Raw genomic sequence first — 13,133 nt, 5'->3', positions numbered from 1 at the left:
TTTGATCGGCCTTGCACCAGAGAAAACCATGACCGCACTGAGCCTCGCCCACCTCACCTGGACCCCACGGGACCACGGCAGCTGTCATCACCAGTTCCACCTGTGTGACGCCAGCCTGCACGTCGCCTCGGGTGAGTTCGTGGGGCTGATAGGTCCCAATGGCAGCGGCAAGACCAGCCTGCTGCGCTGCGCCTACCGCTTCAGCAAACCGGACCAGGGCGACGTGCTGCTGCAGCACCAGAACGTGTGGCAGCAAAGCGCCAAGTGGTGCGCGCGACGCATCGCCGTGGTGCTGCAGGAATTCCCCGATGCCTTCGGCCTGCGCGTCGACGAAGTGGTCGCCATGGGCCGCACGCCCCACAAGGGCCTGTTCGACGGCGATACCGTGCACGACCGGCAGTTGGTGTGCAGCATGCTCGAATCGGTCGGCATGAGCGGCTTCGAAGACCACGCCTTCGCCACCCTCTCCGGCGGCGAAAAGCAGCGCGTCATCCTCGCCCGTGCCCTGGCCCAGGAGCCGCACCTGCTGATTCTAGACGAGCCGACCAACCACCTCGACCCGCGTTACCAACTGGAGCTGTTGCGCCTGGTCAAGCGCCTGAACATCGGCACCCTGGCCAGCATCCACGACCTGAACCTGGCCGCCGCGTTCTGTGATCGCCTGTACGTGATCGATCACGGCCGCATCATCGCCAGCGGCACGCCCCATGAAGTCCTCACCACCGAACTGCTGCACGACGTCTTTGGCGTGCAGGCCTTGATCGACACTCACCCTTTGTCCGGCTACCCCCGAATCACCTGGATAACCCAACCATGATCCTGCGCTCCCTGCTGTCTCTCGCCCTGCTGTTCGGCACCGCCCAGGCGTTCGCCGAGGCCACCCATTACCCGGTGACCATCAAGAGCTGCAACCGCAACGTGACCTTCCAGGAAGCGCCGCAGCACGCCGTCAGCCATGACATCAACATGACCCAGATGATGCTCGCCCTGGGCTTGAAGTCGCGCATGGCCGGCTACAGCGGCGTCACTGGCTGGAAGTCGGTCACTCCCGAGATGTCCGCGATCCTCGACGGCCTGCCGGAACTGGCGAGCAAGTATCCGTCGGTGGAAACCCTGCTCAACGCCAACGTGGATTTCTTCTTCGCCGGCTGGGACTACGGCATGCGCGTGGGCGGCGACCTCACGCCCGCCACCCTGCAACCCCTGGGCATCAACGTGTACGAGCTGACCGAGTCCTGCGCGTTCGTGATGAAACGCAAGGCGGCGACGCTGGACGACACCTACAACGACCTGCGCAACCTGGGCAAGATCTTCGACGTGCAGGACCGCGCCAATGGGCTGATCGCACAAATGCAGGCGCAGGTCGCCGAGGTGCAAAAAGACCTGCCCGCCGACAAGCCTCGCGTGTTTCTCTACGACAGCGGCGAGGACCGCGCCATGACCTCCGGGCGCCTGGGCATGCCGCAGGCGCTGATCGCCGCCGCAGGCGGGCGCAATATCCTCAACGACGTCGACGCCAGCTGGACCCGGGTCAACTGGGAAACCGTGGTGGAGCGCAATCCCCAGGTGATCGTGATCGTCGACTACAGCGAAGTCACGGCCGACCAGAAGGAGCAATTCCTGCTCAATAATCCCGCGCTGCAAGGGGTGGACGCGATAAAGAACCAGCGCTTTATCGTGATTCCGTACGTGCAGGCCACGCCGGGCATCGACAACGTGCAGGCAGTGGAAACCCTGGCCAAGGGGTTTCACGGCGAATGATCAGCCGTCGCTACGCCCTGTTGCTCGCCGCACTCGGCGCGCTGTTGCTGGTGTCCTGCGTGGTCTCGCTGGGCTTTGGCCCGGCGCGGGTACCGGTGGACGTGGTGTGGCGCATCCTGCTGCACAAGGCCTTTGGATTCGGCGAGGTGAACTGGCCGTCCGGGCAGGAACATATTGTCTGGCTGATTCGCGTGCCGCGCATGTTGCTCGGCGCGTTGGTGGGCGCGGGCCTGGCGCTGATCGGCGCGGTGTTGCAGGCGGTCACGCGCAACCCACTGGCCGACCCGCACCTGCTCGGCGTGACCTCGGGCGCCACGCTGGGCGCGGTGATCGTGGTGCTGCATGTGGGGGAAATCATCGGTTTGCTGACTTTGCCCATCGCGGCGTTCATCGGCGCGCTGGCGAGCATGCTGGTGGTGCTGGCGGTGGCCAGTCGCAATGGCCGGCTGGAGAGTGATCGCCTGTTGCTGTGCGGCGTGGCGGTGTCCTTTGTGATGATGGCCGCCGCCAATTTGCTGCTGTTCATGGGCGACCACCGCGCGGCGTCGGCGGTGATGTTCTGGATGCTCGGCGGCCTCGGTTTGGCGCGCTGGGAGCTGCTGGCGATTCCCGCCGCCACGGTGCTGCTGGGCCTGCTGATTCTGCTGGGCATGGCCCGGCCGCTGAACGCGCTGATGGCCGGCGAACAGACCGCCGTGACCCTGGGCCTCAACGCACGCACGGTGCGCCTGAAGGTGTTTCTGGTGGCCTCGCTGATGACCGGCGTGCTGGTGGCCATTAGCGGCTCCATCGGCTTTGTCGGGCTGATGGTGCCGCATATCGCGCGGCGTCTGGTAGGCGCCGAGCATCGCCGCCTGCTACCGGTGTGCGCACTGCTGGGCAGCCTGTTTCTGGTGTGGGTGGACGTGGCCGCACGCACCCTGATCGCCCCCGAGGACCTGCCGATTGGCGTGGCCACGGCGGCGATTGGCGGGCTGTTCTTTATCGGCTTGATGCGCAAGCGTTAGGGCCTCACCCCGTACTCGCGGTCCGCCGTCCACGCCACCATGGCATGGAAGATCCCCCCTACTGTCCACCCAACCGGCACGCGTCAGTCGCTACATAGCGAGTGCGCGCCATTGTGGCGCGCCTGCGCGCACCGCCTGCGCCACTCGCCCGCTTGTGGTGCGCGGCGCTGCCCTGCATTCGAGCCGGGCAAGGGCCGCGGGCGGTTATGCGACTAGGCACACCCCTTGCAAAGCCTCCTGCATCTGCCCCTTACAACACCATGAGTCTTCGGAGATCGCACCATGAAGCGTCGCAGCTTGATCAAGGCTTTCACTCTTTCCGCCTCCATCGTCGCCATGGGCCTGACCTGGACCGTGCAAGCCGCCGAGACCATCAAGGTCGGCATCCTGCACTCGTTGTCGGGCACCATGGCCATCTCCGAGACCTCGCTCAAAGACATGGCGCTGATGACCATCGACGAGATCAACGCCAAGGGCGGCGTGAACGGCAAGATGCTGGAGCCGGTAGTGGTGGACCCTGCGTCGAACTGGCCGCTGTTCGCCGAGAAAGGCCGCCAGTTGCTGACCCAGGACAAGGTCGCCGTGGTGTTCGGCTGCTGGACCTCGGTGTCGCGCAAATCGGTGTTGCCGGTGTTCGAAGAACTCAACGGCCTGCTGTTCTACCCGGTGCAATACGAAGGCGAAGAGATGTCGCCGAACGTGTTCTACACCGGTGCGGCGCCCAACCAGCAAGCGATCCCGGCAGTGGAATACCTGATGAGCGAAGAAGGCGGTAGCGCCAAGCGCTTCTTCCTGTTGGGCACCGACTACGTGTACCCGCGCACCACAAACAAAATCCTGCGTTCGTTCCTGCACTCCAAAGGCGTAGCGGATAAAGACATCGAAGAGGTCTACACCCCGTTCGGCCATGCCGACTACCAGACCATCGTCGCCAACATCAAGAAATTCTCCGCAGGCGGCAAGACCGCTGTGATCTCCACCGTCAACGGCGACTCCAACGTGCCGTTCTACAAAGAGCTGGCCAACCAGGGCCTGAAAGCCACCGACGTACCGGTGGTGGCGTTCTCGGTGGGTGAAGAAGAACTGCGCGGCATCGACACCAAGCCGCTGGTGGGCAACCTCGCCGCCTGGAACTACTTCCAGTCGGTGGAGAACCCGGTGAACAAGAAATTCGTGGCCGACTGGAAAGCCTACGCGAAGAAACACAATCTGCCGGGCGCCGACAAAGCCGTGACCAACGACCCGATGGAAGCCACCTACGTGGGTATCCACATGTGGGCGCAAGCGGCGGAGAAAGCCAACTCCACCGATGTCGACAAAGTGCGTGAAGCCCTGGCTGGCCAGACCTTCGCCGCGCCGTCCGGCTTCACCCTGACCATGGACAAGACCAACCACCACCTGCACAAGCCGGTGATGATCGGCGAGATCCAGGCCGACGGGCAGTTCCAGGTGGTGTGGCAGACCGAAGAGCCGATCCGCGCACAGCCGTGGAGCCCTTACATTCCGGGCAATGACAAGAAGCCGGATCACGCGGTGAAGAGCAACTAAGCCGCCGATCGTTCCCAACCCTGTGGGAGCTGGCTTGCCTGCTATGCAGACACCTCGGTCGGTCTGATGCACCGCGATCGCAGGCAAGCCAGCTCCCACATTTGTTCGAGCAAGGCCCAAGACTATGCCCACTGCCCTGCACCGCCTTATATTCGCCGCCCTGCTGTGGCTGCCCCTCGCCGCACACGCCAGCGACGCCGAAGACTTCATCAACGCTAACCCGATGCAACAAGCCAAACTCCTCCAGAGCTGGGCCGCCCAGCCTGACCCGGCGCGCATCGAGTTGGTCGACGCCCTGCAACAAGGCCAGCTCACCCTCAACGGCGAAACCAAAACCGTGCGCCTGAACAACCGCCTGCGCGGCCTGATCGACAACGTACAGGCCAGCCAGCAATTGCTCGCCGCCGACCCCAAGCTGCGCCTGGCGGCCGCCCGTACCCTGCAAAAAAGCGCCGTGCCTGCGCAACTCAAATTCCTCGACCAGCAGGTCGCCGCCGAGACCGACGAGAACGTGCACACCGCTCTCAGCCTGGCCCTGGCCAACCTGCAACTGGTCGACAACGACCCGGTGGTGCGCCTGGCCGCCGTGCGCCTGCTCGGCGGCACCGGCGACCCGCTGGCCCGTACCCGCCTTGAAGCATTGCTCGCTCCCGGCGTGGAAACCGATGCCGCCGTGCACACCGCCGCCGAGACCAGCCTGGCCCAGGTCAAACGCAAGCTGATGGTCGGCGAGATTCTCGGCCAGGCCTTCAGCGGCATGTCCCTGGGCTCGATCCTGCTGCTGGCCGCGCTGGGGCTGGCGATCACCTTCGGCCTGCTCGGCGTGATCAACATGGCCCACGGCGAAATGCTGATGCTCGGCGCGTACTCCACCTATGTGGTGCAGTTGCTGATGCAGCGCTACGTGCCCGCCGCCATTGAGTTCTATCCGCTGATTGCGCTGCCGGTGGCATTCTTCGTCACCGCCTGCATCGGCATGGCGCTGGAGCGCACGGTGATTCGTCACCTCTATGGCCGCCCGCTGGAAACCCTGCTCGCCACCTGGGGCATCAGCCTGATGCTGATCCAACTGGTGCGCCTGGTGTTCGGCGCGCAGAACGTCGAAGTGTCGAACCCGGAGTGGTTGTCGGGCGGCATCCAGGTGCTACCCAACCTGGTGCTGCCTTACAACCGCATCGTGATCATCGCCTTCGCGCTGTTCGTGGTGGTGCTGACCTGGCTGCTGCTGAACAAGACGCGCCTGGGCCTCAACGTGCGCGCCGTCACCCAGAACCGCAACATGGCCGCTTGCTGCGGCGTGCCCACCGGGCGCGTGGACATGCTCGCCTTTGGCCTCGGCTCGGGCATCGCAGGCCTGGGCGGCGTGGCGCTGAGCCAGATCGGTAACGTCGGGCCCGACCTGGGCCAGAGCTACATCATCGACTCGTTCCTGGTGGTGGTATTGGGCGGCGTCGGCCAGTTGGCCGGCAGCGTCATGGCCGCGTTCGGCCTGGGCATCGCCAACAAGATTCTGGAACCGCAGATCGGCGCCGTGCTGGGAAAAATCCTGATCCTCGCGCTGATCATTCTGTTTATCCAGAAACGTCCGCAGGGACTCTTCGCACTGAAAGGACGGGTGATCGACTGATGAACCAGCCATTGATGCTCACGGCCACGCAAAAGGCCGGCCCCAGAGTGACGATTGCCGTCGGTGCAGTGATCCTCGCTGTGCTGCTGGCGCTGCCGCTGCTGTCGCTTTTGCCTGCCGATAACGCGCTGCATGTGTCGGCCTACACCCTGACGCTGGTGGGCAAGATTCTCTGCTACGCCATTGTCGCCCTGGCGCTGGACCTGGTGTGGGGCTACGCGGGGATGCTGTCCCTCGGTCACGGTTTGTTTTTTGCGCTGGGCGGTTATGCCATGGGCATGTACCTGATGCGCCAGGCCGCTGGCGATGAACTGCCGGCGTTCATGACCTTTTTGTCGTGGACCCAATTGCCCTGGTATTGGGTCGGCACCAATCACTTCCTCTGGGCCCTGTGCCTGGTGGTGCTGGCGCCCGGACTGCTCGCGCTGGTGTTCGGCTTCTTCGCGTTTCGCTCGCGCATCAAGGGCGTGTATTTCTCGATCATGACCCAGGCGCTGACCTTTGCCGGAATGCTGTTGTTCTTTCGCAACGAGACCGGCTTTGGCGGCAATAACGGCTTTACCAATTTCCGCAGCATCCTCGGGTTCGGCATCACCGAGCCCGGCACCCGCGCGGTGCTGTTCATCACCACCGTGCTGCTGCTGATCGCCAGCCTGTACATCGGCTGGCGCCTGGCGCAGAGCAAGTTCGGCCGGGTGCTGACCGCCCTGCGCGATGCCGAAAACCGTCTGATGTTCTGCGGCTACGACCCGCGCGGTTTCAAGCTGTTCGTGTGGGTGTTGAGCGCGGTGTTGTGCGGCCTGGCCGGCGCGTTGTATGTGCCGCAGGTGGGCATCATCAACCCCAGCGAAATGTCGCCGACCAACTCGATTGAAGCCGCCGTGTGGGTGGCGCTGGGCGGACGCGGCACGCTGATCGGGCCGTTGCTCGGCGCCGGCGTGGTCAATGGCATGAAGAGCTGGTTCACCGTGGCCTTCCCGGAATACTGGCTGTTCTTCCTCGGGGCGCTGTTCATCATCGTCACCCTGTACCTGCCCAAGGGCGTGATCGGGCTGCTGAAAAAATGAGGAACGTCATGCTGGAACCTATTTTCGATGCGGGCAGCGGCCGCGATGCCATCGGCCTCGGCCAAGCCGCAGGCAAGGGCCTCAATACCCGTCACGGCACCCTCCTGACGCTGGAGGACATCAGCGTCAGTTTCGATGGTTTCAAGGCGCTCAACGAGCTGAACCTGTACATCGGCGTTGGCGAACTGCGCTGCATCATCGGCCCCAACGGCGCGGGCAAGACCACGCTGATGGACGTGATCACCGGCAAGACCCGCCCCAGCCACGGCAAGGCCTGGTTCGGCGAAACCCTGGACCTGACCCGCATGAGCGAAGTGCAGATCGCCCAGGCTGGCATCGGCCGCAAATTCCAGAAGCCCACGGTGTTCGAAGCGCTCAGCGTGTTCGAAAACCTGGAGCTGGCGCAGAAGACTGACAAGTCGGTTTGGGCCAGCCTGCGCGCGCGCCTGAGTGGCGAGCAGAAGGACCGCATCGAGGAAGTGCTCGATACCATTCGCCTGACCGCTTCGATGCAGCGCCCGGCCGGCTTACTGTCCCACGGGCAAAAACAGTTTCTGGAAATCGGCATGCTGCTGATGCAGGACCCGCAACTGTTGCTGCTCGACGAGCCAGTGGCGGGCATGACCGATGCCGAAACCGAGTTCACCGCCGAGCTGTTCAAGCGCCTGGCAGGCAAGCATTCGCTGATGGTGGTGGAACACGACATGGGCTTTGTCGGCGCGATCGCCGATCACGTCACCGTGTTGCACCAGGGCAGCGTGCTGGCCGAAGGGTCGCTGGAACAGGTACAGGAAAACGAGCGGGTGATCGAGGTTTATCTCGGTCGCTGAACAGTGGGTGGTATGCACACCTGCTCGCCACAGAGGCCAGGCACCAGCGCGATTTGAGGAGAATTTGAACATGCTGCAAGTCGACAAGCTGCACCAATACTACGGCGGCAGCCACATCCTGCGCGGGCTTTCGTTTGACGTGAAGATCGGCGAAGTCACCTGCCTGCTCGGACGCAACGGCGTGGGCAAGACCACCCTGCTCAAGTGCCTGATGGGTTTGCTGCCGGCCAAAGAAGGTGCGGTGAACTGGGAAGGCAAGGCGATCACCGGTCTCAAGCCGCACCAGCGTGTGCACGCGGGCATTGCCTACGTGCCCCAGGGCCGGGAGATTTTCGGTCGGCTGACGGTGGAGGAAAACCTGTTGATGGGCCTGTCACGCTTCCCCGGTTCCGAGGCCAAAGAGGTGCCCGCCTTCATCTACGAGCTGTTCCCGGTGTTGCTGCAAATGAAACATCGACGCGGCGGCGACTTGTCCGGTGGGCAGCAACAGCAATTGGCAATCGGCCGCGCCCTGGCCAGCCGCCCGCGCCTGCTGATTCTCGATGAACCCACCGAAGGTATCCAGCCATCGGTAATCAAGGAGATTGGCGCGGTGATCAAGAAGCTCGCGGCACGCGGCGATATGGCGATTTTGCTGGTGGAACAGTTCTACGACTTCGCCGCCGAATTGGCCGACCAGTACCTGGTGATGTCCCGGGGTGAAATCGTGCAGCAGGGCCGTGGCGAAAATATGCACAGCGAGGGTGTACGCGGCCTCGTAACCATCTAACCTGTGGCGTCCCGACATTAAGCAAAAACCATGAACCTGCCCGTTTCCCCTGCCCTGTTCACCCCCAGCTGGCACGCCGCGCTGGACCTCGGCTACGCGCGTTTCGGCGATACCACGCGCCCGGTGCTGCGCAGGCACATCGGCCCGCTGCGCGTGCAAAAACACCTGTACGCCGAAGGCCCCGAAGTGTGCCAGCACATCATCGTGCACCCGCCAGGCGGTATTGCCGGCGGTGATCGCCTGGATATCCGCGCGCACGTTGGCGAAGGTGCCTGGGCGCAACTGACCAGCCCCGGCGCAGCCAAGTGGTACCGCGCGGGCGGTCCGGCGTTTCAGCAGCTGGAATTGACCGTTGAAGCCGGCGCCACCCTGGAATGGCTGCCCCAGGAAACCATCGTGTTCAGCGCCGCCCAGGCCGAACTCACCACGCGTATCGAGCTGCACGGCGACGCCCGGCTGTTCTACTGGGACGTGGTCGCCCTTGGCCGCCCGGCCAGTGGCGAGCGCTTCGACCTCGGGCACTTTCAATCGCACCTGGATATCCGCCGCGACGGCCAGTTGCTCTGGCATGAGCGCCAGCGCATCGTGGGCGGCGATGGGTTGCTTGACTCACCGATTGGGCTGGACGGGCAACCGGTGTTCGCCACCCTGCTGCTCACCGGCGACATCGATCCTGAATTACTTGAAGCCTGCCGCGCCCTGCCCCATGCGGTGCGCGGCGACCTGACCCAACTGCCCGATCTGCTGGTGGCCCGCTGCCTGGCCAGTGAAGCGCTGCTGGCGCGGGCCTGGTTGATTGATTTATGGCGTTTGCTGCGCCCGGCGGTGCTGGGACGGGAAGCGGTAGCACCGAGAATCTGGAGCACATGAAGATCCCAATATGTAGCCTGTCTTCCTGTGGGAGCTGGCTTGCCTGCGATAGCATCACCTCGGTACATCAGAGACACCGAGTCGCCTGTATCGCAGGCAAGCCAGCTCCCACAGGGGATCTTCGTTGTATTTAAGAATGCTTTTTTGAAGGACCTTGAACCATGGACCTGACCCCACGGGAAAAAGACAAACTGCTGATATTCACCGCAGGCCTCGTGGCCGAGCGCCGCTTGGCGCGTGGAGTGAAGCTCAACTACCCGGAAACCATCGCCTACATTTCCGCCGCCTTGATGGAAGGCGCGCGCGATGGCCGCACCGTAGCGGACCTGATGCACTACGGCACCACCCTGCTCAGCCGCGAACAGGTGATGGAAGGCATCCCGGAGATGATCCCGGATATCCAGGTGGAAGCCACCTTCCCGGACGGCACCAAGCTGGTCACCGTCCACCAGCCCATCGCGTGAGAAACCGGCCATGATTCGTGATGCCATTGAAAGCGACCTGCCGGCGATCCGCGCCATCTACAACGATGCGGTGCTCAACACCACCGCCATCTGGAACGAACAACCGGTGGACCTGGCCAACCGCCAAACCTGGTTCCAGGCGCGACAGGCCCAGGGCTACCCGATTCTGGTGTCCATCGAAAACGACGAAGTCACCGGCTACGCCTCGTTCGGCGACTGGCGGCCCTTTGAAGGCTTTCGCTACAGCGTCGAGCACTCGGTGTACGTGCGCCATGACCAGCGCGGCAAAGGCCTAGGCCCGCGCTTGATGCAAGCGCTGATCGAACGCGCGCGCACCTGCGGTAAACACGTGATGGTCGCCGCCATCGAAAGCGGCAACCTGGCGTCGATCCACCTGCATGAACGCGTGGGGTTCATCACCACCGGGCAGATGCCCCAGGTGGGTATCAAGTTCGGCCGCTGGCTGGACCTGACCTTTATGCAACTGGCCTTGAACCCGGGCGCCGAACCGCCCAAGGAGTGACATCGATGAGTGCTGCGCACCTGCGTCGAGTCAATGCTGAAAGCTTTGCCCATTACCGCCAAGGGTTGGTCGAGCTGCTGCTGGACGCGGTGCGCCATGGCGCCTCGGTCGGCTTCATGGCCGATTTCGACGAGGCCCAGGCGCGCGCCTACCTGATCGGCGTACAGGCCAGCATCGAAGACCAGAGCCTGCTGCTGTGGGTGGTGGTGCGCGACGAGCAGGTGATCGCCAGCGTGCAGTTGGCGCTGTGCCAGAAAGCCAACGGCCGCAACCGCGCCGAAGTGCAAAAGCTGCTGGTACACAGCACTGCGCGCCGCCATGGCCTGGGCCAGCAATTGATGAACACTCTGGAACTCGCCGCGCGCCAGCACCGGCGCGGCCTCTTGTTCCTGGACACCGAGGCTGGCTCCGGCGCGGAAGCCTTCTACCAATCGCTGCACTACACCAAAGTCGGTGAACTGCCCGACTACTGCCAAAGCCCGGACGGGCGCTACAGCCCGACCGCCATCTACTTCAAGACCCTGGGGCAACCTGCATGATTCCTGGTGAATATCAAATCCAGCCGGGCGAGATCGAGCTGAATGTCGGCCGCCGCACTGTCACGCTGAGCGTGGCCAACAGCGGCGACCGGCCGATTCAGGTGGGCTCGCACTATCATTTTTTCGAAACCAACGACGCGCTGACCTTTGACCGTGCGGCGAGCCGTGGCATGCGCCTCAATATCCCGGCGGGCACGGCGGTGCGCTTTGAGCCGGGGCAGAGTCGCGACATTGAGTTAGTGGATTTGAGCGGTGGGCGACGGGTGTTTGGGTTTGCCGGCCGGATCATGGGCGACCTATAGGGCCTCATCGCAGGCAAGCCAGCTCCCACAGTTGAAATGCATTCCCCTGTGGGAGCTGGCTTGCCTGCGATAACGATTTCATATTCAACACACATTATTCAGGACACCCCTATGAAAATCAGCCGCCAAGCCTACGCCGACATGTACGGACCCACCGTCGGTGACAAGGTCCGCCTGGCCGACACCGAGCTGTTCGTCGAAGTGGAACAGGACTTCACCGTCTACGGCGAAGAGGTCAAGTTCGGCGGCGGCAAGGTGATCCGTGACGGCCAGGGCCAGAGCCAGTTGCTCGCCCACGAAGTGGTCGACACCTTGATCACCAACGCGCTGATCATCGATCACTGGGGCATCGTCAAGGCCGACGTGGGCCTCAAGAACGGTCGCATCCACGCCATCGGCAAGGCCGGCAACCCGGACATTCAACCCGGCGTGACCATGGCCATCGGCGCCAGCACCGAAGTGATTGCCGGCGAAGGCATGATCCTCACCGCTGGCGGCATCGACAGCCACGTGCATTTCATCTGCCCGCAGCAGATCGAAGAGGCGCTGACTAGCGGTGTCACCACCATGATCGGCGGCGGCACCGGGCCGGCCACTGGCACCAATGCCACCACCTGCACCTCGGGCCCCTGGCACCTGGCGCGCATGCTCCAGGCCAGCGATTCGTTCCCGATGAACATCGGTTTCACCGGCAAGGGCAACACGAGCCTGCCCGAGCCCTTGATCGAACAGGTCAAGGCCGGCGCCATCGGTTTGAAGCTGCATGAAGACTGGGGCACCACACCCGCGAGCATCGACAATTGCCTGAGTGTCGCCGATCAATACGACGTGCAGGTAGCGATTCACAGCGACACGCTCAATGAGTCAGGCTTTGTCGAAACCACCCTGGCTGCGCTCAAGGGCCGCACCATTCACACCTATCACACCGAAGGCGCCGGTGGCGGCCACGCGCCGGACATCATCAAGGCCTGCGGTTTCCCCAACGTGCTGCCCAGCTCCACCAACCCGACGCGGCCGTTCACGCGCAACACCATCGACGAACACCTGGACATGCTGATGGTCTGCCATCACCTGGACCCCAGCATTGCCGAAGACGTGGCCTTCGCCGAAAGCCGCATCCGCCGCGAGACCATCGCCGCCGAAGACATCCTGCACGACCTCGGCGCGTTCTCGATGATCAGCTCCGACAGCCAGGCCATGGGCCGCGTCGGTGAAGTGATCACGCGCACCTGGCAGACCGCCGACAAGATGAAAAAACAGCGTGGCCCGCTGCCCGGCGACGGCCCTGGCAACGACAACTTTCGCGCCAGGCGCTACATCGCCAAATACACCATCAACCCGGCGATCACCCACGGTGTGAGCCATATCGTCGGTTCGATTGAAGTGGGCAAGTGGGCGGATCTGGTGCTGTGGCGTCCGGCGTTTTTCGGTATCAAGCCGACCCTGATTCTCAAGGGCGGCGCGATTGCCTCAAGCTTGATGGGCGACGCCAACGCGTCGATTCCAACGCCGCAGCCGGTGCATTATCGTCCGATGTTCGCCAGTTTCGGCAGCTCGCTGCACGCCACCAGCCTGACCTTTATCAGCCAGGCCGCGCAGGACGCCGGCTTGCCCGAGGCCCTGGGTTTGAAAAAGCAGATTGCGGTGGTCAAGGGTTGCCGCAACGTGCAGAAATCCGACCTGATCCACAACGATTACCTGCCGGATATCGAAGTGGACCCGCAGACCTATCAAGTCAAGGCTGACGGCGTGTTGCTGTGGTGCGAGCCGGCCGACGTGCTGCCGATGGCGCAGCGGTACTTTCTGTTCTGACACTCGCCGTGCTC

14 protein-coding genes are annotated in these 13,133 nt (G+C 63.5%); all 14 read left to right on the top strand.

What is annotated here, in order from left to right; translation table 11 throughout:
* Positions 1–28: 28 nt before the first annotated feature.
* The 14 genes from H045_RS23795 to ureC all read left to right on the top strand — a co-directional run bounded on the left by H045_RS23795 (position 29) and on the right by ureC (position 13,119).
* Positions 29–817, top strand: a complete 789-nt coding sequence (locus tag H045_RS23795) for an ABC transporter ATP-binding protein (RefSeq protein ID WP_015373657.1) — start codon at positions 29–31, stop codon at positions 815–817.
* Positions 814–1,761 carry an ABC transporter substrate-binding protein gene (locus tag H045_RS23790; RefSeq protein WP_015373656.1) on the top strand — a complete coding sequence of 316 codons (948 nt, stop codon included), beginning with the start codon at positions 814–816 and terminating at the stop codon, positions 1,759–1,761. The genes H045_RS23795 and H045_RS23790 overlap by 4 nt, the downstream gene beginning before the upstream one ends.
* A complete protein-coding gene (locus H045_RS23785) occupies positions 1,758–2,768 on the top strand; it encodes a FecCD family ABC transporter permease (protein WP_015373655.1) in 1,011 nt (336 codons plus the stop codon). Before H045_RS23790 ends, H045_RS23785 begins: the two co-directional genes overlap by 4 nt.
* Before the next feature lie 282 nt (positions 2,769–3,050).
* Positions 3,051–4,316, top strand: coding sequence for an urea ABC transporter substrate-binding protein (urtA, locus tag H045_RS23780; RefSeq protein ID WP_003236128.1), 1,266 nt, complete (start codon positions 3,051–3,053; stop codon positions 4,314–4,316).
* Between the two features lie 124 nt (positions 4,317–4,440).
* Positions 4,441–5,943 (top strand): urea ABC transporter permease subunit UrtB, encoded by a 1,503-nt coding sequence (gene urtB / locus H045_RS23775; RefSeq protein ID WP_015373654.1) that lies wholly within the window; start codon positions 4,441–4,443, stop codon positions 5,941–5,943.
* Positions 5,943–7,010: an urea ABC transporter permease subunit UrtC gene (gene urtC, locus H045_RS23770; protein ID WP_003236132.1), complete on the top strand. Its 1,068-nt coding sequence runs from the start codon at positions 5,943–5,945 to the stop codon at positions 7,008–7,010. The genes urtB and urtC overlap by 1 nt, the downstream gene beginning before the upstream one ends.
* The gene (gene urtD / locus H045_RS23765) at positions 7,007–7,840 is read left to right on the top strand and encodes an urea ABC transporter ATP-binding protein UrtD (RefSeq protein ID WP_032871113.1); all 834 of its coding nucleotides are present in this window, start codon (positions 7,007–7,009) and stop codon (positions 7,838–7,840) included. The genes urtC and urtD overlap by 4 nt, the downstream gene beginning before the upstream one ends.
* 70 nt (positions 7,841–7,910) lie before the next feature.
* Entirely contained in the window at positions 7,911–8,609 is a 699-nt protein-coding gene (gene urtE / locus H045_RS23760; protein ID WP_015373653.1) for an urea ABC transporter ATP-binding subunit UrtE, read from the top strand.
* A 30-nt stretch (positions 8,610–8,639) separates the two neighbouring features.
* Entirely contained in the window at positions 8,640–9,479 is an 840-nt protein-coding gene (locus H045_RS23755; protein WP_015373652.1) for an urease accessory protein UreD, read from the top strand.
* 161 nt (positions 9,480–9,640) lie between these two features.
* Positions 9,641–9,943 carry an urease subunit gamma gene (gene ureA / locus H045_RS23750; protein ID WP_003171437.1) on the top strand — a complete coding sequence of 101 codons (303 nt, stop codon included), beginning with the start codon at positions 9,641–9,643 and terminating at the stop codon, positions 9,941–9,943.
* A gap of 10 nt (positions 9,944–9,953) precedes the next feature.
* A complete protein-coding gene (locus tag H045_RS23745) occupies positions 9,954–10,466 on the top strand; it encodes a GNAT family N-acetyltransferase (protein ID WP_015373651.1) in 513 nt (170 codons plus the stop codon).
* A gap of 5 nt (positions 10,467–10,471) precedes the next feature.
* On the top strand, positions 10,472–11,005 hold the full coding sequence (locus H045_RS23740; protein ID WP_003236141.1) for a GNAT family N-acetyltransferase: 534 nt from the start codon (positions 10,472–10,474) through the stop codon (positions 11,003–11,005).
* On the top strand, positions 11,002–11,307 hold the full coding sequence (locus H045_RS23735) for an urease subunit beta (protein ID WP_003236142.1): 306 nt from the start codon (positions 11,002–11,004) through the stop codon (positions 11,305–11,307). The genes H045_RS23740 and H045_RS23735 overlap by 4 nt, the downstream gene beginning before the upstream one ends.
* A gap of 111 nt (positions 11,308–11,418) precedes the next feature.
* The gene (gene ureC / locus H045_RS23730) at positions 11,419–13,119 is read left to right on the top strand and encodes an urease subunit alpha (RefSeq protein ID WP_015373650.1); all 1,701 of its coding nucleotides are present in this window, start codon (positions 11,419–11,421) and stop codon (positions 13,117–13,119) included.
* Positions 13,120–13,133: the final 14 nt, after the last annotated feature.

Source organism: Pseudomonas poae RE*1-1-14, from assembly GCF_000336465.1.
Classification (GTDB): domain Bacteria; phylum Pseudomonadota; class Gammaproteobacteria; order Pseudomonadales; family Pseudomonadaceae; genus Aquipseudomonas; species Aquipseudomonas poae.
This window is presented reverse-complemented; position numbering and strand designations above follow the sequence as displayed.

Excerpts from the sequence above, each read along its gene's own strand:
- urtD (WP_032871113.1), top strand. The coding sequence starts at position 7,007 with ATGAGGAACGTCATGCTGGAACCTATTTTCGATGCGGGCAGCGGCCGC.
- H045_RS23740 (WP_003236141.1), top strand. The coding sequence starts at position 10,472 with ATGAGTGCTGCGCACCTGCGTCGAGTCAATGCTGAAAGCTTTGCCCAT.
- H045_RS23745 (WP_015373651.1), top strand. The coding sequence starts at position 9,954 with ATGATTCGTGATGCCATTGAAAGCGACCTGCCGGCGATCCGCGCCATC.
- urtA (WP_003236128.1), top strand. The coding sequence starts at position 3,051 with ATGAAGCGTCGCAGCTTGATCAAGGCTTTCACTCTTTCCGCCTCCATC.
- ureC (WP_015373650.1), top strand. The coding sequence starts at position 11,419 with ATGAAAATCAGCCGCCAAGCCTACGCCGACATGTACGGACCCACCGTC.
- urtE (WP_015373653.1), top strand. The coding sequence starts at position 7,911 with ATGCTGCAAGTCGACAAGCTGCACCAATACTACGGCGGCAGCCACATC.
- H045_RS23735 (WP_003236142.1), top strand. The coding sequence starts at position 11,002 with ATGATTCCTGGTGAATATCAAATCCAGCCGGGCGAGATCGAGCTGAAT.
- H045_RS23785 (WP_015373655.1), top strand. The coding sequence starts at position 1,758 with ATGATCAGCCGTCGCTACGCCCTGTTGCTCGCCGCACTCGGCGCGCTG.
- H045_RS23790 (WP_015373656.1), top strand. The coding sequence starts at position 814 with ATGATCCTGCGCTCCCTGCTGTCTCTCGCCCTGCTGTTCGGCACCGCC.
- urtB (WP_015373654.1), top strand. The coding sequence starts at position 4,441 with ATGCCCACTGCCCTGCACCGCCTTATATTCGCCGCCCTGCTGTGGCTG.
- urtC (WP_003236132.1), top strand. The coding sequence starts at position 5,943 with ATGAACCAGCCATTGATGCTCACGGCCACGCAAAAGGCCGGCCCCAGA.
- H045_RS23795 (WP_015373657.1), top strand. The coding sequence starts at position 29 with ATGACCGCACTGAGCCTCGCCCACCTCACCTGGACCCCACGGGACCAC.
- ureA (WP_003171437.1), top strand. The coding sequence starts at position 9,641 with ATGGACCTGACCCCACGGGAAAAAGACAAACTGCTGATATTCACCGCA.
- H045_RS23755 (WP_015373652.1), top strand. The coding sequence starts at position 8,640 with ATGAACCTGCCCGTTTCCCCTGCCCTGTTCACCCCCAGCTGGCACGCC.